This window comes from Duganella sp. CF458 (genome assembly GCF_900113115.1).
GTDB lineage: Bacteria > Pseudomonadota > Gammaproteobacteria > Burkholderiales > Burkholderiaceae_D > Rugamonas.
Genome location: NZ_FOOF01000009.1, coordinates 29676 through 48435 on the forward strand (window position 1 = coordinate 29676; position 18760 = coordinate 48435).

17 protein-coding genes are annotated in these 18760 nt (G+C 64.1%); 12 read left to right on the forward strand and 5 right to left on the reverse strand.

The window, feature by feature from the left end; genetic code table 11:
- Positions 1-36 precede the first annotated feature (36 nt).
- Positions 37-621, forward strand: coding sequence for an aminoacyl-tRNA hydrolase (gene pth, locus BM269_RS14905; RefSeq protein ID WP_090438062.1), 585 nt, complete (start codon positions 37-39; stop codon positions 619-621).
- Here pth and BM269_RS14910 read toward each other — a convergent pair.
- The 3 genes from BM269_RS14910 to BM269_RS14920 all read right to left on the reverse strand — a co-directional run bounded on the left by BM269_RS14910 (position 618) and on the right by BM269_RS14920 (position 5850).
- Positions 618-2009 carry a DUF3999 family protein gene (locus BM269_RS14910; protein ID WP_090438066.1) on the reverse strand — a complete coding sequence of 464 codons (1392 nt, stop codon included), beginning with the start codon at positions 2007-2009 and terminating at the stop codon, positions 618-620. The genes pth and BM269_RS14910 overlap by 4 nt on opposite strands.
- Entirely contained in the window at positions 2006-5197 is a 3192-nt protein-coding gene (locus BM269_RS14915; RefSeq protein ID WP_090438069.1) for a DUF2339 domain-containing protein, read from the reverse strand. Before BM269_RS14915 ends, BM269_RS14910 begins: the two co-directional genes overlap by 4 nt.
- Before the next feature lie 113 nt (positions 5198-5310).
- The gene (locus tag BM269_RS14920) at positions 5311-5850 is read right to left on the reverse strand and encodes a DinB family protein (RefSeq protein ID WP_090438072.1); all 540 of its coding nucleotides are present in this window, start codon (positions 5848-5850) and stop codon (positions 5311-5313) included.
- A 70-nt stretch (positions 5851-5920) separates the two neighbouring features.
- Between BM269_RS14920 and ychF the strand changes: the two genes are divergently transcribed.
- Positions 5921-7012, forward strand: a complete 1092-nt coding sequence (gene ychF, locus BM269_RS14925; RefSeq protein WP_090438075.1) for a redox-regulated ATPase YchF — start codon at positions 5921-5923, stop codon at positions 7010-7012.
- 81 nt (positions 7013-7093) lie between these two features.
- Here the strand turns inward: ychF and BM269_RS14930 are convergent, their stop codons facing one another.
- Positions 7094-7579 carry a nuclear transport factor 2 family protein gene (locus BM269_RS14930; RefSeq protein WP_090438079.1) on the reverse strand — a complete coding sequence of 162 codons (486 nt, stop codon included), beginning with the start codon at positions 7577-7579 and terminating at the stop codon, positions 7094-7096.
- A 72-nt stretch (positions 7580-7651) separates the two neighbouring features.
- Here BM269_RS14930 and BM269_RS14935 point away from each other — a divergent pair, with 72 nt between their 5' ends.
- Genes BM269_RS14935 through BM269_RS14945 form a run of 3 tightly spaced genes read left to right on the forward strand, consistent with a single transcriptional unit; the run spans position 7652 to position 11138 of the window.
- A complete protein-coding gene (locus BM269_RS14935; RefSeq protein ID WP_090438082.1) occupies positions 7652-9067 on the forward strand; it encodes an NYN domain-containing protein in 1416 nt (471 codons plus the stop codon).
- A gap of 59 nt (positions 9068-9126) precedes the next feature.
- Entirely contained in the window at positions 9127-9978 is an 852-nt protein-coding gene (locus BM269_RS14940) for an MOSC domain-containing protein (protein ID WP_090438085.1), read from the forward strand.
- 20 nt (positions 9979-9998) lie between these two features.
- Positions 9999-11138 (forward strand): GGDEF domain-containing protein, encoded by a 1140-nt coding sequence (locus tag BM269_RS14945; RefSeq protein ID WP_090438711.1) that lies wholly within the window; start codon positions 9999-10001, stop codon positions 11136-11138.
- A gap of 52 nt (positions 11139-11190) precedes the next feature.
- Here BM269_RS14945 and BM269_RS14950 read toward each other — a convergent pair whose 3' ends face one another.
- Positions 11191-13170 (reverse strand): monovalent cation:proton antiporter family protein, encoded by a 1980-nt coding sequence (locus tag BM269_RS14950; RefSeq protein ID WP_090438088.1) that lies wholly within the window; start codon positions 13168-13170, stop codon positions 11191-11193.
- A gap of 82 nt (positions 13171-13252) precedes the next feature.
- On the opposite strand from BM269_RS14950, the gene BM269_RS14955 reads away from it, so the two are divergent.
- The 7 genes from BM269_RS14955 (at position 13253) to hpf (ending at position 18692) form a co-directional block, all read left to right on the forward strand.
- Positions 13253-14251, forward strand: a complete 999-nt coding sequence (locus tag BM269_RS14955; RefSeq protein WP_090438091.1) for a KpsF/GutQ family sugar-phosphate isomerase — start codon at positions 13253-13255, stop codon at positions 14249-14251.
- Complete coding sequence (locus tag BM269_RS14960) at positions 14251-14787, forward strand: KdsC family phosphatase (protein WP_090438094.1); 537 nt, start codon at positions 14251-14253, stop codon at positions 14785-14787. The genes BM269_RS14955 and BM269_RS14960 overlap by 1 nt, the downstream gene beginning before the upstream one ends.
- An 11-nt stretch (positions 14788-14798) precedes the next feature.
- The gene (gene lptC / locus BM269_RS14965; protein ID WP_090438097.1) at positions 14799-15398 is read left to right on the forward strand and encodes an LPS export ABC transporter periplasmic protein LptC; all 600 of its coding nucleotides are present in this window, start codon (positions 14799-14801) and stop codon (positions 15396-15398) included.
- A 13-nt stretch (positions 15399-15411) separates the two neighbouring features.
- Entirely contained in the window at positions 15412-15993 is a 582-nt protein-coding gene (gene lptA, locus BM269_RS14970) for a lipopolysaccharide transport periplasmic protein LptA (protein ID WP_090438100.1), read from the forward strand.
- Between the two features lie 2 nt (positions 15994-15995).
- Positions 15996-16751, forward strand: a complete 756-nt coding sequence (gene lptB, locus BM269_RS14975; protein ID WP_090438102.1) for an LPS export ABC transporter ATP-binding protein — start codon at positions 15996-15998, stop codon at positions 16749-16751.
- A gap of 9 nt (positions 16752-16760) precedes the next feature.
- Positions 16761-18260, forward strand: coding sequence for an RNA polymerase factor sigma-54 (locus BM269_RS14980; protein ID WP_090438105.1), 1500 nt, complete (start codon positions 16761-16763; stop codon positions 18258-18260).
- A 72-nt stretch (positions 18261-18332) separates the two neighbouring features.
- The gene (gene hpf / locus BM269_RS14985) at positions 18333-18692 is read left to right on the forward strand and encodes a ribosome hibernation-promoting factor, HPF/YfiA family (protein WP_090438108.1); all 360 of its coding nucleotides are present in this window, start codon (positions 18333-18335) and stop codon (positions 18690-18692) included.
- Positions 18693-18760 lie beyond the last annotated feature (68 nt).

Consider the following 18760-nt stretch of genomic DNA (forward strand, 5'->3'; position numbering starts at 1 on the left):
TATAATTTGCGGCTTTGCTACTGCTACCGCAAGACCATGCCCATCCGATTGATCGTTGGCCTCGGCAACCCCGGTGCCGAATACGAACAGACCCGCCACAACGCCGGCTTCTGGCTGGTGGACAATCTCGCCAATTCGCTGCCGAATGCGCGCCTGCAGCGCGAGTCCGGCTATAACGCGATGGTGGCCAAGACCGTCATCGGCGGCAACCAGGTCTGGCTGCTGGAACCGCAAACCTATATGAACCGTTCCGGCCAGTCGGTCGGCGCGATTGCGCGCTTTTACAAGATTCAGCCGGACGAAGTGTTGGTGGTGCACGATGAACTGGACCTGCCGCCGGGAGCTGCCAAGCTGAAAAAAGGCGGCTCGTCGGGCGGCCACAACGGCCTGAAGGACATCACCTCCGTGCTCGGCACCCAGGACTACTGGCGCCTGCGCATTGGCATCGGCCACCCGCGCACCCTGAACCTGAACCAGCCGGTGGCCGATTTCGTGCTGCACCGCCCGCGCCGCGAAGAGCAATTGCTGATCGATGAAGCGATCGAAAAAGCCTTGCGCATCATCCCTACCGCTGTCGCCGGCGACTTCACCAAGGCGACGATGGAACTGCATACCAATTAAGTGCTGCCGGCGCCGCCCTGACGCAGCAGGCGCCACACCATCCCTGCCACCACCGCCACGCCCAGCACCAGCACGCCCCACAGGATCACAAGGCGGTTCTGGGCTGCGCTGTTGTCGGCGCTCGCGCGCTTGGCGGCGTTGGCCAATGCCGCCAACTGCTCTTGCGCCGCACCGGCGGTAGCGCGTTCCAGCGTGCGCAATTCCGCTGGCGTGAAGCCGGGCGCCACCTCGCCGATATCGCGCGCGGCCGGCGCTGCCTTGTCGCGCCCGACAGCCAGCGTGTAAGGCGGCGTGCCGCCGGCGACGAAGACCAGCGTGGCCGGCTGCCAGCTGATGCGCAGCGCGGGCTTGACCGGCGGCGGCTGGTCGAAGCGCAGCACCCAACGCTCGCCGATCCAGACCGGGACTGCGATGTCGCCCGAAAAGCGCGTCTTGCCGTCTTGTTCCAGGCGGTAGAAGGTAGTGCGCACGGCCGGCTCAAAACGGAATTGGCCGGTGCGCCGCACTTCGACGTAGCTGCCCAGCATGGCCGGCAGCACCATATTGCCGCTGTCGACTTGCAGGCCGACGCCCAGAGGCGTGACGCCAGCCGGTTTGCTGTATTGCAGGTCGCGCGGGTCGCGACCCGGCTGCGCCGGCAGCAGCAGCGATTCGACCGGCGTTGCGGCCAGCCGGTGCACCGGCGCTTGCGCGCTGATGGCGGCAAACGGCAGCGGTTCTCCGCTGCGCCAGCTCAGGCGCGCGTAGCGCATCGGGCGGGCCGGAAACTCCAGCTTGTCGTTGGCCAGCGTTTCGTCGCTGGCATTGGCCAGCCAGCTCAACTCCGCGACGCCGACCGCCTCCCAACGTTTCAGGTCGTCGCTGGCCTCCAGCCAGACCTGGCCGGTATAGGTCTGGCGGCCGGGCGGCAGCGTGAAGTGCAGGGCGTCGACTGTCGGCGGCTCTGGCAATCCTTCCTGCCGCAAGTCGAGCACCAGTCCGGCCAGGCGCTCCTGCGTACGGCTGGCCGATGGCGTGCCTTGTTGCGCAGGCAGGCGCACGGACAGCACGCGGCCGTCGGTGGCGGTGCTGACTTCCAGCCCCGCCAGCGGGGCATCGGGGCGCTCCGCCATCAGCGGGAAGATACGCACCGGCAGGGCGCGATGGGTGGTGCTGGAAGCCGCATCCGGCTGGCGCAGCGCAAATGCCTGCGGCGTCCCGTGCGCATCGAACACGCGCAGATCGTTGAGCGAGGCCGAGCGCGCGTTCAGGTAGGCCTCGCGCGGCAACTGCAACTGGACCACGCTTGGTTTGCCGGCGACCGACAGCGGGATCAGGTGGGTATAGTCCTGCGGCATATCGCTTGCCGTGGTGGTGGCGACAGCAGCCGCCAGGAGCAGCGCGTTCATGCGGCTTCCTTTTCAGTTGCGCCGCCTCGGGCCGAGGGGTAGGGGGCGAGATAGCCGATACCGACCATCAGTGCGCCTACTCCGAGGAAGGAGACGATGCGTTCAACGCCGCCGACATTGGACAGGTCGACCAGGAACAGCTTGGCCACGACGACGCCGAGCAGCACTGCGCCGGCAATCCACAACTTGCGCTCCTGCTTGCGCGTCGCAAAGCGCATCAACAGCAGCGCGGTCACGCTCCACACCAGCGACAGCATGGCTTGCACGAACTGCGATGCAAACAGGTCGTCGAACCGGTAAGGCACGCCGACGTAATGCGACACGCTGCGCAGCAGCGCCAGGTTGAACCAGGCATAGGCGAGCAATGCGGCGCCGGCCAGCAGTTGCGGACGGTATGGCGCGAGCTTGTCCTGTAGCAGGCGGTAGGCGGCAATCGACAGCAGCAGCGCAAAGATGCTGGTCAGGTCGAGCGGGTTCGCCAGCGGAACGTAAGGCAGCGGTGCCATCGTGCCGTCCTGCGTCAGGTTCCACACCGCTACCAGCAGCAGCGACCAGCCGACACCCAGAGGCAGCAGCACGTCCCGGTACCAGGCAGCGACCGGCTTCACCGGCCAGGCATCGGTGCGCACACGGCGCATCAGCCAGGCCAGCGCGCCCATCATCAGCCAGGCCGGCAGGAAATTGGCCCAGGCCGGATCTGCGCCGCTGCCTTCCAGCCCGCGCGAAATCCAGTAGGCGCCTACCGGCCAGATCATCAGCCATGGGCCGGTGCTGCGCAGCGTGTGCAGCAAGACCAGCGGCGCCGCGCCAAGCTTGGAGCCGCGCATCAGCCACTCGGACAGCAACCACAGCGCCGCGTAGGCGAACCATACTTCGCCGGCCGGCACCGTGATGCTGCTATACAGCGCGCCAAGCATCCCGAGCGTGGTGAGGCCGAACAGCAGCCACGCGGGCAGCACGGCCGCACGCAAGGCCGGCCAGGACAGGCGTTGCGCCAGCTTGATCAACCATGGCGTGGTAGCGACGATTACCAGGTTGTAGGCGCTGGCACGCAAAGGGCTGTGCGGTTCGAAGTTGCCGCTGATCGCAATTTGGTAGTGGGCCAGCAGCCAGTTCGCGATGGTGGGCACGATCACCAGCAGCCACCACATTCCGGAGTACGCCAGCACGGCATTTGACCAGGCAGGTGGATACTCCGTGCCGTAGCGCTTCAGGGTCCATGCGCTGAACACGGCGCCGGCCAGCAGCATCACGCTGCCGAGGAATGGGGTGGCGAACAAGTCCGGCGAGACCGGGGCGACTTGCCAGTTCAGTGCCAGCAGGCCGGCCAGCACCAGCCCGGCCAGCAGTTGCGTGGCCACGGCCAGCCCGCGCGCCATCGGCCATGCCAGGCGGCGTCCGATCAGGGCCATCACGACCGCGGCAGCGAGGGCACTGGCCACCAGCAGGTTGGCCTGCAGCTTGCCGCTGGTACGAAGAATGACCTCGGTCCAGGCGCCGCCGACCAGCCAGATGGCGGCGCCGGCCAGGAACAGCCCGCCCAGCAGTTGCAGGCCGCCCAGTCCCGCATCGCCGGCATGGCGGCGGAAGCGCATCGCCATGATGCAGGCGCTGACCGCCAGCAGCAGGAAGCCCAGCCACAGGTTGGAATGCATCGCCGCTTCCTGGTCCAGCCCGGACACCGAGCCGATGAAGCTGACCCACGCGCCCAGTTGCACCAGCAGGCCGAAGCCCCACGCCAACGGCTGGCGCTGGCGCAGGCCGATCCAGACGATGCCGGCGCCTTCCAGGGCCCAGGCGGCGGAAGTCCAGCGTCCATCGAGCGCCATCGGGATGGCGAGCGTGCCGAACACCACGGCGAGCGCGGTGAACGCATCCACCAGCAGGCCGTAGGTCGCACGGCGGCGCGCCAGCGCCAGCGCCAGCCCGCCATAGAACAGGCCAAGTGCGAGGGCGGAATAAGCCATGCCGAATTCGAAGCCTTTGACCAGACCGAATTGCAGGCTGGCCGCCAGCATCGGCGTGCCGAATACCAGGGTGCCGTCGACGTAGCTTTTCAGCTTGGGCGCCTCGAGGTGGGCGTAAGCGACGGCGATGCCGACGTAGTAGAGGAAGAACAGGGCCAGGAAGCCTTGCACCGACAGGTAGAACTGCGGCTCATAGCGCAGCACGCCCCATGCGGTGCCGATGGCGAAGGTGAACGCGAAGCCGAGCAGGTTCAGTGCGCGCCAGGAGCGCTTGAGCGCAATGGCAAGGACGCCGGCATTGAGCAGGGCGTAGTAGCTGAACAGCGCGACGTGGCTGCCCTGGCCGGTGGAAGCCAGGATCGGCGCCGCAAAGCCGCCGGTAATGCCGAAGATGGCGAGCCATTGCGCGTTCTGCAGCACGGCCAGCAGGCAGGTGCCCAGGGTCAGCAGGAACAGCATGGCGAAAGCCAGGCCGCCGGGGATCAGGTGGTAGATGCGGAAAGCGCCGAAGACCACCAGCATCAGCACGGCCATGCAGGTGCCCTGCAGCGGCAGGCTGACGCCTTGATGGCCGACACGGATACGCCAGGCCCAGGCCAGCGCGGCCAGGTCGACGAGCACGATGCCGGCCAGGCGCAATTCGATCGGCACCGTGACGCGGGCGGCAGCGTATTTCAGCAGGAAGCTGACGCCGATGAAGAGGATCAGGAGACCGATTTTCGCTACCAGGTTGCCTTCAAACAGCCAGTTGCGGGCGGCAGTGAACCAGGCCGGCGGTTGGCTTGGCGGCAGGCTTGGCCGTGCTGCGGGGCGGGCCGGCACGGCGGTGTCCCGGGCGGCTTCCTTGGCGGCGGCCCAGGCCCGCTCGGCTTCATCGAATGGATTGGCGGGCGGTTCCGCTCGCGGCCCGGCGGGCGGTACGGCCGGTGCCGGCGCTGGTGGCACGGGCGGCGATGGGAGCGCTGCCGTACGTGCTACCAGCGGCTCGCGCTCGGCTGGTTTGGGCGGTACGGCTGGCGTCGCCGGGTTGGCCGGCGCTTCCGTTGCGACAGCAGCCGCTGGTGTCGCGGCGCTGGGCTTGAAGCTGGCAAGTGTGATCTCCAGCGCAGCAAAGTCACGCTGCAACTGGAGCGCATGCTCGCGTGCCTGGCGCGCATCGCGACGGGCCAGCCAGGCCCAGCGCGACACCACCGCCAGCACGATAAACCAAAGCAAATCCATGAATGCTCCCTATATTGTTCTAATGGCATTGTTTTCCATCGGTAACAATATTGCAAGCGCCAGCGATACCCGTATCGCCGTTTGTCCACAAACGTATCGGGAACTGATCCTGCTTAAACTTCCGCTTCCGGCACCAGCATCAGCAAATCCGTCACGCCCACGTCCACGCCCGCTTGGGACAGCAAGGTGGTGGCCTGGCCGCGGTGATGGGTTTGGTGGTTGAAGAAATGCTGCAGCAACAGCCCGAGCTGCCGCCGGTTGGTCTCGCCGTTCAAGCGGCGATAACTGATGACAGCGTCCAGGTCGGCGTCGTCCAGCCCTGCGGTCCATTGCAGGATCAGGCGGTCGAGCCAGGCGCGCCGCTCGCGCAGGGCGGCGAGCGAATCGCACAGCGGCTGATCCAGCGCAGCCGGCGCCGGCAAGGCCGCGATAGGCGCCAGCGCAGCGGCAAAGCGCGGGTGGCTGGCGATGCGCTTCAGCCAGATGGTGTCGGCCACGGCGATATGGTTGAGGGTCGCCAGCAGCGAACCGAAGAAGGCCCCGCGATCCGCCGCCAGCTCTTCTGCGGGCAAGCTGGCGGCCGCCGCGTACAACTTGTTGTTCATCCATTCGTTGTAGTGGGCCAGCAGGGGCAGATGGGCGGTTCTTGACATGATCTGGGGTACAATCTCGGTCTATTTGCGGAAAATTCCGTAGCAGAACAATATCATTTAAAGGTTTTCCATGAGTCTCAAATGCGGCATCGTCGGCCTTCCTAACGTCGGCAAGTCTACCCTTTTCAATGCACTGACCAAGGCTGGCATCGCCGCCGAGAACTATCCGTTCTGCACCATTGAGCCGAATGTTGGTGTGGTGGAAGTGCCGGACCCGCGCCTCGGGCAATTGTCCGACATCGTCAAGCCGGAACGCATCGTGCCGGCCATCGTGGAATTCGTCGATATCGCCGGCCTGGTGGCTGGTGCGTCCAAGGGCGAAGGCCTGGGCAACCAGTTCCTGTCCCACATCCGCGAAACCGATGCCATCGTCAACGTGGTGCGCTGCTTCGAAGACGAGAATGTGATTCACGTCGCCGGCCGCGTTTCGCCGCTGGACGATATCGAAGTGATCCAGACCGAGCTGGCACTGGCGGACTTGGGTACCGTCGAAAAAGCGATCCACCGCGAACAGAAGAAAGCCCGCTCCGGCGATAAGGATGCCGCCAAGCTGGTGGCCCTGCTGGAAGTCCTGGTGCCGCACCTGAACGAAGCCAAGCCAGTGCGCGCAATGGGCCTGGGCGCCGAGGAAATGGCCCTGATCAAGCCGCTGTGCCTGATCACCGCCAAACCAGCCATGTACGTTGCCAACGTCTCCGACAGCGGCTTCACCAACAACCCGCTGCTGGACCAGTTGACCAAGTACGCTGAAGCGCAAAACGCGCCGATCGTCGCCATCTGCGCCGCGATCGAAGCGGAAATCGCCGAATTGGACGATGCCGACAAAGCCGCCTTCCTGGCCGACATGGGCATGGCAGAACCGGGCCTGGACCGCCTGATCCGCGCCGGCTTCAAGCTGCTCGGCCTGCAAACCTACTTCACCGCAGGCGTGAAGGAAGTGCGCGCCTGGACCATCCACGTGGGCGACACCGCGCCGCAAGCGGCAGGCGTGATCCACACCGACTTCGAGCGCGGCTTCATCCGCGCCCAGACCATTTCCTTCGACGACTACATTGCGTTCAAAGGGGAATCCGGCGCCAAGGATGCTGGCAAGATGCGCGCAGAAGGCAAGGAATACGTGGTCAAGGATGGCGACGTGCTGAACTTCCTGTTCAACGTCTAAAATCCTATGCTCCTACCAAGCCGCGCCATGCGCGGCTTTTTTATTGGATTTCTTCCGGGCCAGAACTGGCGAAGGTGGGTGCTACTTTGATTTGGCCTCGTGTTCGGCAATCGCCTTGGTGAAACTATCCATCAGGGGATTGGGCACCGCCAGCGACAGCTGGTAGTGCTCGATCTTGAAGCCATTGCCGGTGTTGACCAGCACGCCGCTGGCCTGGCAAGTGCCCATCTGCGTGTTGAGCTGCTCGTCGAACCACACGTATTTCTTATCCGGCGAGTAGTAGACGTTGCGCTTTTGCGCGGTGAAGCTCCATGCCTTCTTGCGGTCCCAGAAGCGCTTGGCCCAGGCCTTGAACTCCTTGTAGCGCCACACTTCGCTCTTGTCGGTGCCGATAAAAACGGCGTCCGGCGTGAACTTGTCCCAGTAATCGGGGCGGGTGTTGGCCGCGTCGTCGTGCCAGCCATCGACGAAAGCGTTGACCTGCTGGCGGAAGTCGGTGTCCGGGTCGGTTGCCAGGGCGCTGTGCATCATGAGGGCGGCGGCGGCGGCGATCAGCAGGCGTTTCATTCGGTTGTCTCCCGGGTCAATGTTGGTGAAATAGTATAATCGCCGGATTGTGCACAGCTTTCCATAAAAAACATGGCCTCCCCCAACGATAACGCCAGCATGGCGCTGTTCTGCGACTTCGAAAACGTCGCACTGGGCGTCCGCGACGCCAACTACGAGAAATTCGACATCAAACCGGTGCTGGAGCGCCTGCTGCTGAAGGGCAGCATTGTGGTCAAGAAGGCCTACTGCGACTGGGACCGCTACAAGGGTTTCAAGGGCCCGATGCACGAGGCGAACTTCGAACTGATCGAAATCCCGCACGTGCGCCTGTCCGGCAAGAACTCTGCCGACATCCGCATGGTGGTCGACGCGCTGGACCTGTGCTACACCAAGGCCCACGTTAACACTTTCGTCATCATTTCCGGCGACTCCGACTTCTCGCCGCTGGTATCCAAGCTGCGCGAGAACGCCAAGCGCGTGATCGGCGTGGGCGTGAAGGATTCAACTTCCGACCTGCTGGTGGCCAACTGCGACGAGTTCATTTTCTATGACGACCTGGTGCGCGAATCGCGCCGCCAGCGCCAGGCTACGCGCAATGACCGCGAGCAGCAGCCAAAGCGCACGCCGGAAGAGGAAAAGCGCCGCCGCGAAGAGATGGACAAGCGCCGCAACCAGTGCGTGGAGATCGCTTACACCACCTTCGATGCGCTGGCGGCCGAGCGCGGCGAGGGCAAGATCTGGGCGTCCGTGCTGAAGGAAGCGATCAAGCGCCGCAAACCGGACTTCAGCGAGTCGTACTACGGGTTCCGTACCTTCGGCAACCTGCTGGAGGAAATGAAAGCGCGCGGCCTGCTGGAATTCGGACGCGACGAGAAGTCGGGCGCGTACGTGTACCGCAGCAGCCAAGCGCCGGTAATGCCTGTTGTTGACACTTCGACCGACGCGGATGCGGGCGCCGCATCGGACAGCATTGCTGCCGAGGCGCAGGAAGGTGCCGAGGACGCCGCCGCTGCCGGCGAGGCTGGCGAAGCGCGCCGCGAGCGCGAGGGACGCGATAGCCGGCGCAATCGTGGCAATCGCGGTGGGCGTGGCCGTCGCGGCGAGGGCGATGCTGCTCCTGCTGCTGTCGAAGTGCCGGCCGATGCCGAAGTCGCTGCCGTGGCGGTGGTGGAAGAAGCGGCACCGGTGGTCGAGGCGCCGGTTGAGGTTCCTGCCGACGCGGCGCCGGCCAAGCGGACCCGCGCCGCTGCCAAGAAGCCGGCTGCCAAGAAAACCAGCTCGCGCGGCAGCAAGGTAGCGCAGGCCGCGGCCGATGCAGCGGAAGCGGTACAGCAGGCGCAGGCGGTGCTGACGGCTGCTGCGGAAACCGCCGTGGTGGCCGAAGCGGCGGCCGCCGAAACGTCGCTGGACGGCAAGCCTGCGGCGGCCAAGCGCTCTAGGAAGCCGGGCTTGCACAAACCGTCCGCGCGCAGCAAGCTGCCGAAAAAGCCGAAAGCGGAAGCTTAACGTTCGAAATTCGCCGCGCACCGCGCGGCGATATTTTTTCTGCCATACTCACGGGCACTATGCCCTTCATCTCCGAACTTTCCCTGTACCCGATCAAGTCCTGCGCAGGGCTGTCGCTGCAGCAAGCGACCTTGACCCGCGCCGGCCTGATGACCGAGCAAATCTATGACCGCGAATGGATGCTGGTCGACGCCGGTGGCGTCGCGCTGACCCAGCGCGACCATCCGCGCATGGCGCTGATCGTGCCGCGCCTGACATCGGAAACCATGGAGCTGCGCGCCCCCGGCATGCTGCAACTGGACATTCCCCTCGGCCTGCCCGACCCGGAAACGGCGCCGACGCTGCAGGTGCTGGTCTGGGACGATACCGTGTTGGCCTACGATTGCGACGACACCACCGCCACCTGGTTCAGCAAATTCCTCGGCGTCGAATGCCGCCTGGCGCGCTTCCATGCTAACGCCAAGCGCCTGACCAGCGGCAAGTGGACCAATGGCGAGCAGCATCCAACCTTGTTCTCGGACGGCTACCCGATCCTGGTGGTCGGCACCGGCTCGCTGCAGGACCTCAATGAAAAACTGCAGCAGCAGGGCCGCCCGCCGCTGCCGATGAACCGCTTCCGTCCCAACCTGGTGGTGGGCGACCTGGATGCCTTCGAAGAGGACTACACGGAGCAATTCCGCATCGGCCAGGCCATCCTGAAGCCGGTCAAGCCTTGTGCGCGCTGCCCGATGCCATCGGTCGACCAAGCCACCGGTGAATTCGGCCCCGATCCGCTGGATATCCTGCAAAGCTACCGTGCCAAGCCGGAAGTCGACGGCGGCATCTGTTTCGGTATGAATGCAGTCGTAGCAACAGGTGATGGTATAAAACTATCGGTTGGCGACCCAATCGAGGTTACACTGTCGTTTTAGTAGTGAATATCGGCCGGGCGATGGAGATCACGCAGAAAATCACGGGCAAGCAACCCACCCAGGCGGAACTGGCGGCCGAAAACCAGTCCCTGCGTGCCCGCCTTGCCTACCTGATCGAGCAGGCCGAACGCAATCATTCGATCATGACGCGCCACCAGGCGTTCGACCTGGAGATCGTCGGCGCGGCCAATTTCCCCGAGTTGATCGGCACGATTTTCCGCTCCCTGCCGGTGATTTCCGGCCTGGATGCGGTGACCCTGTCCCTGGTCGATGTGGATGACGATATCCGCACCGTGATGGAGAAGCTGGGCGTCGATTTCTCCGGCTTCCCCAACCTGATGTTCGTGCCGGACGTCGAAAGCCTGGCCTTCGATATCGAGCCGGGCCAGGCGCCCAAGCCATATCTTGGCATGTTCGACGCGCACCGGCACGGCCGCCAGTTCCCGCAGACGGGCATGCGCCTGCAAAGCGTGGGCGTGGTGCCGCTGCTGCGCAACAAGCGGCTGATTGGCTCGCTGAACCTGGGCAGCGCCGACCCGACGCGTTTCTCGCCCAGCCTGGGCACCGATTTCGTCGAGCATATGGCGTCCATCATCGCCATCTGCCTGGAGAACGTGATCTCCAATGAAATGCTGAAGTACATGGGCTTGACCGATGCGCTGACCGGGGTGTTCAACCGCCGCTACGTGGACCGCCGCCTGCTCGAAGAGATTGCGCGCGCGCGCCGGCAGTCGTATCCGGTGTCATTCATGTACATCGACATCGACCATTTCAAGCGCGTCAACGACACGGTCGGCCATGGCGGCGGCGATGAAGTGCTGCGCGAAGTGGCCAACCGCATCAAGGCCGAACTGCGCCTGTCGGACGCGCTGGCGCGTTTCGGCGGGGAGGAATTCGTGGTGCTGCTGATCGATGCTGACCTGGAGAGCGCGACGTATGTGGGCGAGCGCATCCGCGCCGGCATTGCGGCCAGCATGATCGGACTGTCGCATGGGGTGAAGGTGTCGATCACGGCCTCGGTGGGCGTATCCAGCCTGGCGCAGGTGCCGGAGGACGCATCGCCCGAAGAGCAGGCGACGCAGCTGATCGAACAGGCCGACGAAGCGCTGTACCAGGCCAAGGAAGGCGGGCGTAACCGGGTGATTCGCTACGCTGCGTAAAACCGGCCACCCGGTGCCCGACCCTGCGGGCCAGACACCGATTTAACGGTTTTCAAGCCAGCAGGTCGTTCTCGGCGCGCGCCACTTCCTCGGCGGTGCCGCGCAATACCACCACATCGCCCGCTTCCAGCGTAGTCCCGGCTTCTGCCTCAAGGCGCATCTTGCCGCGGCGGATGGCGGAGATCTCTGCTCCGGTTTCATCCAATCCCAGGTCCTTCACGCATTTGCCGATGCACGAGGCTTGCTCGCCGAGCGGCACGGAGTGCAGGCGCACCATTTCCGATTCTTCGCCGCTGTCGCTGGCGCCGTGGAAATAGCCGCGCAGCGAGGCGTAGCGCTCTTCGCGTGCGCGCTGCACGCGGTGCACCACGCGCCGCAGCGGCACGCCCAGCATCACCAGCGCGTGGGAGGCCAGCATCAGCGAGCCCTCCATCAATTCCGGCACCACTTCGGCGGCGCCGGCTTCCTTCAGCCGGTCCAGGTCCGAATCGTCGTGCGAACGCACGATGACCGGCAGTTCCGGCGCCAGTTCATGCACCAGGTGCAGTACCCGCAGCGCGGAAGGGGTTGAAGCGTAAGTGATCACTACCGCAGAAGCGCGCTTGATGCCGGCCGCCACCAGCGACTCGCGCCGCGCCGCATCGCCGTAGGAGACGTTGGCGCCGCCGGCTTGGGCTTCCTGCACCCGTAGCGGGTCCAGGTCCAGCGCCTGGTAGGGAATCTTCTCTTCGGTCAGCAGGGTGGCCAGCGACTGGCCCGAACGGCCGAAGCCCGCCACGATCACATGCTTCTGCGCCGACATCGTGCGCGCCGCGATATTGGTCAGGTTCAGCGACTGCATCATCCACTCGTTGGCGGAGAACTTCAGCACGATCCGGTCCGACTGCGCGATCAGGAAGGGCGCCAGCAGCATCGACAGCACCATCGAGGCCAGCACCACCTGCACCACGAAGGGGTCAACCAGCTTCATGCCGCCCACCACGTTCAGCAGCACGAAGCCGAATTCGCCGGCCTGCGCCAGTGCCAGGCCGGTGCGCATGGCCGTCGAGGTGGAGGCGCCGAACAGGCGCGCCAGGCCGGCGATCAGGGCGAACTTGAGCAGCACCGGGCCGGCCAGCAGCACCAGGACCAGCCACCAGTTCTCCAGCACCACGCGGGCGTTCAGCAGCATGCCGACAGTGATGAAGAACAGGCCCAGCAGCACGTCGCGGAAGGGCTTGATGTCCTCCTCCACCTGGTGCTTGTACTCGGTTTCCGAAATCAGCATGCCGGCCACGAAGGCGCCCAGCGCCATCGACAGGCCGGCCTGCTCGGTGATCCAGGCCGCGCCCAGCGTCACCAGCAGCAGGTTGAGCATGAACAGTTCCTGCGAACGGCGCAGCACGACGATGGTGAACCACTTGCGCATCACCTTCTGGCCCACGACCAGCAGCAGCAGCAGCACCACGGCAGCCTTAAGGCCGGCCAGCCCCAGGGTCTTGGGCAGGTCGGCCGGATTCTGCGCCAGCGCCGGGATCAGGATCAGCAGCGGCACCACCGCCAGGTCCTGGAACAGCAGGATGCCGATGATCTTGCGCCCATGCTCGCTCTCCAGTTCCAGCCGTTCGGTGAGCAATTTGACCACGATGGCGGTGGACGACATGGCCAGTGCGCCACCCAGGGCAAAGGACGCCTGCCAGCCGAGCTGGATCGAGGGCGGCAGCAGGAAATGGATGATCCAGCCGAACAGCATGGTGGCGGCAATGGTCAGTCCCACCTGCGCCATGCCCAGCCCGAACACGATCGAGCGCATGGCCATCAGCTTGGGCAGGGAGAATTCCAGGCCGATCGAAAACATCAGGAACACCACCCCGAATTCGCCCAGCAGTTCGGTGGCATGGCTTTGCTCGGCCAGGCCCATGGCATGGGGGCCAAGCAGGATGCCGACGGCCAGGTAGCCCAGCATCGGCGGCAGGTGCATCATGCGGAAGGCCACCACGCCGAGGACGGTGCTGCCGAGGAGGAGGAGGGTCAGTTCAAGGGGGGAGAACATCCGTTGTTTGTTTTGTCTGGCAAGTTTTTTGCTTATCTAATTCGGCTATACTTCGGGCATGAGTGTAACCCATGAAAAAACAATGCTGAAATCTTTTGATGCCAAGACCGCAACCCGTGCCCTGGAACTGGCGCGTGAGGCCTTGCAGATCGAAACGGAGGCCCTGGCAGCGCTGCATGCGCGCCTGGCCACCGACCAGACGGTGGGCCAGGCCGTGTCCCTGTTGCTGCAATGCAAAGGGCGCGTCGTGGTGTCCGGCATTGGCAAGTCCGGCCATATCGGCCGCAAGATCGCAGCGACGCTGGCCTCCACCGGCACCCCGGCCCTGTTCGTGCATCCGGCCGAAGCCGCGCACGGCGACCTGGGCATGGTGACCCCGGAAGACGTGGTGATCGCCATTTCCTATTCCGGCGAAGCGGCCGAACTGATGGCCATCTTGCCGGTGGTCAAGCGCATGGGCGGCCACGTGATCGCCATGACGGGCAAGCCGCAATCGAGCCTGGCCCGGCTGGCCGACGTGCACCTGGACGTGTCGGTGGCCAAGGAAGCCTGCCCGATGAACCTGGCGCCGACCGCTTCCACCACCGTCACCCTGGCGCTGGGCGACGCGATCGCCGTTGCGCTGCTGGACTTGCGCGGCTTCAAGGAAGAAGATTTCGCCCGCTCCCATCCAGGCGGCGCCCTCGGCCGCCGCCTGCTGACGCACGTGCGCGACGTGATGCGCAAGGATGGTGCCATCCCGGCCGTGGGCCTGGAAACGCGCCTGCCGGACGCGCTGCTGGAAATCACCCAGAAGGGCATGGGCATGACGGCCATTGTCGACGCCGCCAACAAGCCGGTCGGCGTGTTCACCGATGGCGACCTGCGCCGCATGATCGAGAAGGTGCAGGACTTCACCAAGGTGGTCATCAAGGATGTGATGCACCTGAACCCGCGCAGCATCGGCCCCGACCAACTGGCGGTCGATGCCGTGGCCGTGATGGAAGAATTCCGCATCAACCAGATGCTGGTGGTGGACCCGGACGGCACGCTGGTCGGCGCGCTGCACATCCACGACCTGACCCGCGCCAAGGTGATCTGATGACGTACAAACGCGAAGACCTGGTTGCCCGCGCAGCCAAGGTGCGCCTGTTCATCTTCGACGTGGACGGCGTGCTGACCGACGGCAGCCTGACCTATGGCGCCGACGGCGAAATGGTCAAGACCTTCAATGTGCACGACGGCCTGGGCATCAAGCTGCTGCAGGAAGCCGGGATCAAGACCGCGATCATCAGCGCCCGGCGCACGCCGATCGTGCTGGCGCGCGCCAAGGACCTGGGCATCGACTACGTGCACCAGGGCGGGCACGACAAGCTGACCCCGTTCAAGGCCCTGCTGGCCGAACTGGGCCTGGCCGAAGAGCAGGTCGCCTTCATCGGCGACGACGTGGTCGACCTGCCTTTGCTGAGCCGTGTCGGCTTTGCCGTCAGCGTGCCGAACGGCCGCCAGGAAGCGCAGCAGCGCTCCCACTACATCACGGAAGCTGCCGGCGGCCGCGGCGCGGTGCGCGAAGCCTGCGAATACGTGCTGCGTGCAACGGGCAGCTATGACCGCGTGATGGCGCAGTTCCTGGTGTAAGGGAGCCGGCAATGCGTAACCAGAGGACCGCCCACCGCTTCCGCCTGTCGCTCGGCATGATCTTCGTGCTGCTGGCGGCGCTTGGCAGCTTCTACCTGCTCGAGCTGCTGAACCGCGCGGACGAACAGATGAAGGCCGATAAACGGTTGAACGAGCCCGACTACATCATCGAGAATTTCTCCTTCGTGCGCATGACGAAAGAGGGCAAGCCAAGCTATATCATCGGCGGCGACAAGCTGACCCACCGCCCGGTCGACGATTCGTCCGAGATCGACAATCCGCGCGTGCACAGCCTGTCCGGCGACAAGCCGCCGATGGAAATCGTGGCAAACAAGGCGCGGGTGGACGATACCAACAGCCGCGTCACGCTGAACGGCAACGTCACCATCGACCGCGCCGCCGCGCCGGACGCGCAACTGCTGCACCTGGAATCGGAAAAGCTGGTGATCTTCCCTGACGAAGACCGCATGGAAACCGACCAGCCGGTCAAGCTGCGACTGGGGAATACGACTGCTTCGGCCAACAGCATGCGCGCCAATAATGCGACGCGCGAGATGCACCTGGCCGGCAATGGCACGCTGCAGCTTCCGCCCAAGGCTGCAGACCAATAACTGAGGAATGACTATGAAACGACTACTCTTGTCGGCAGCCTTGCTGCTGGGAGTCGCGGCTCCGGCGTTGGCCGAGAAAGCCGACTCCTACAAGCCGACCAACATCAGCTACGGCTCGATGGACATCGACGACGTCAAGCAGATCACCATCCTTCTGGGTGGCGTCAAGCTGACCCGCGGCACGCTGACCATGACGGCCGAACGCGCCTACGTCAAGCAGACGCCGGACGGCTACCAGCAGGTGACCCTGTTTGGCGACGGCAAGAAGGCCACCTTCCGCCAGAAGCGCGATGGCGCCGGCGACCAGTGGGTGGAAGGCGATGCCGAGCGCATCGAATACGAAGAACAGGTCGAACTGGTGAAGATGTTCAACAAGGCCACCATCCGCCGCCTGGAGGGAGGCAAGCAGAACGATGAAGTGCAGGGTGAGTTCATTTCCTATGACAGCCGCAAGGAATTCTTCAGCGTGCGCAATACCGCCAGCGGCGAGAGCAAGCCGGGCGGCGGGCGCGGCACCATGGTGATCCAGCCGACCCGCACCGAACCGCCGGCGACGCCGCCAGCGACGCCTGCCGCCACTACGGAGAAGAAGTAAGCATGCAAGCAAATACCTGCGCCAGCACGCTGGTCGTGCGCGGCCTCCAGAAAACCTATGGCAAACGCCAGGTGGTGCACGACGTGTCGCTGCAAGTCGATTGCGGTGAAGTGGTCGGCCTGCTCGGCCCTAACGGCGCCGGCAAGACCACCTCCTTTTACATGATCGTAGGCCTGGTGGCCTCCGACGCCGGTACCATCGATATCGGCGGCACCGATGTGTCGAGCCTGCCGATCCACAAGCGCGCCATGCTGGGCCTGTCGTACCTGCCGCAGGAAGCGTCGGTGTTCCGCAAGATGACGGTGGAAGAGAATATCCGCGCCGTGCTGGAAATCCAGAGGGTCGATGGCAAACCGCTGTCCAAGGCGGAGATCGACCAGCGCCTGGAAGCGCTGCTGGCTGACTTGCAGATCGAGAAGCTGCGCGAGAACCCGGCCCTGTCGCTGTCAGGCGGCGAGCGCCGCCGCGTGGAAATTGCGCGCGCCCTGGCCACCAACCCACGCTTCGTGCTGCTGGACGAACCGTTCGCCGGCGTGGACCCGATCGCCGTGATCGAAATCCAACGTATTGTGCGTTTCCTGAAGGAGCGCAATATCGGTGTCCTGATCACCGACCATAATGTGCGTGAGACCCTCGGCATTTGCGACCGCGCCTACATTATCAACCAGGGCGCCGTGCTGGCTTCGGGCCGCCCGGACGACATCATTGCCAACGAATCCGTACGCCGCGTTTATCTCGGCGAACACTTCCGCATGTAAGCGAAGGCCATGAAACAAACACTGCAACTGCGAACCTCGCAACACCTGGCGCTGACGCCGCAGCTGCAACAATCCATCCGCCTGCTGCAGCTGTCCACGCTGGAGCTGCACCAGGAGTTGGAACAGCTGCTTGGCGACAATCCCATGCTGGAGCGCCTCGACGATCCGCTCGACCACTCGGTACGCCTGCTGGCCGATGGTGCCATCAGCCAGGGCAACGGCAACGGCACGGAGGCCCCCGCCGCCCCCACGCCTGAAGGCGGGCCGGGCGAGGGCGGCGACGCCCCGGCTGCCGCGCCCGAAGGCGAAGCCTATGAAGGCGGCGACAGCGAGCATGCCGGCAACGGCAGCGATGACGCCGACTGGAGCGCCAGCTCCGGCAGCAAATCCGCCGACGACGAGGACAGCCGCCCGCAGCTGGAAGCTTCCGGCTGCACGCTGCGCGAACACCTGCTCGAGCAGATGCGCGTGACCGTGCAGGAGCCGCGCGACCGCGCGCTGATGGAACTGATCATCGACGCGCTGGACGACAACGGCTACCTGGAAGAGCCGCTGGAAGAAATCCATGAGCGCCTGCCGCCCGAGCTGGAAATCGAGCTGGACGACCTGCGCTGCAGCCTGGTGCTGCTGCAAAGCTTCGACCCGCCCGGCGTCGCCGCACGCAATGCGTCGGAATGCCTGGCGTTGCAGATCAAGCGCATGCCCGGCGTGCCGCTGGTAACCCGCCGCATGGCGCTGACCATCGTCGAAAAGCACCTGACCTGGTTCGCCCAGCGCGAGTTCACCAAGCTGAAGAAAGCCCTGGACTGCGATGATGAAGACTTGCGCGAAGCGCAGTGCGTGATCCGCCAGTGCAACCCGCATCCGGGCGCCGAATTTGCGTCGGGCGAGTCAGACTATGTGGTGCCGGACGTGATCGTGAAGAAGGGCCGCGGCGGCTGGCTGGTCACCCTGAATAACGACGTGGTGCCGCGCCTGCGCGTCAACGCGCTGTACGCCAACCTGCTCAAGCAAGGCAAGAGCGAGTCGCAAATGAATGGCCAGCTGCAGGAAGCCAAGTGGCTGATCAAGAATATGCGCCAGCGTTTCGACACGATCTTGCGCGTCGCGGAGGCGATAGTAGAAAGACAAAAGAACTTTTTCAGCCACGGCGCAGTGGCCATGAGACCCCTTGTGTTGCGTGAAATTGCTGATACACTGGGACTACACGAGAGCACTATTTCTCGCGTAACAACTCAAAAATATATGCTCACCCCACATGGCATGTTTGAGTTGAAATATTTCTTTGGTAGCCACGTCGCGACCGAAGCTGGGGGTGAGGCTTCCTCGACTGCGATACGGGCACTGATCGTGCAATTGACAGGAGCAGAAGACCCGAAAAATCCTTTATCCGACAGTAAGATTGCGGACATGCTGGGAGAACAAGGCATGGTGATTGCGCGACGGACTGTTGCCAAATATCGAGAAGCGTTGAAAATCCCTCCGGTAAGCCTCCGCAAATCTTTGTAGTGCAGTGCATGGGTTCCTCTGTGCGTTTCGGCGTGCACGAACTCGAGAGCGACATCATCTTTAGGAGTGTGTATGAATCTCACCATCAGTGGACATCATGTCGAAGTGACCCCAGCCATCCGCGAGTATGTGCAGAACAAGCTGGAACGCGTCAAACGCCATTTCGATCAAGTAATTGATATTGCTGTCATCCTGACTGTAGATAACCTCACCGAGAAAGAGAAGCGCCAGAAAGCGGAAATTAACCTGCGCATGTCTGGCAAAACCGTGTACGTCGAAAGCCTGTCGCAAGACCTCTACGCCGCCATCGATACCCTGATTGATAAACTGGATCGCCAGGTCATGAAATACAAAGATCGTGTGCAGAACCACAGTCATGCGGCCATCAAGCATTTCCCGGATACGTACGAAGCACCACCCACCGCCGTGTAAAGGACCGGCTGGGTAGCACACCAAAGGGCGCAATTGGCGCCCTTTTTTGCGACCAGGGTGCGTTAAAA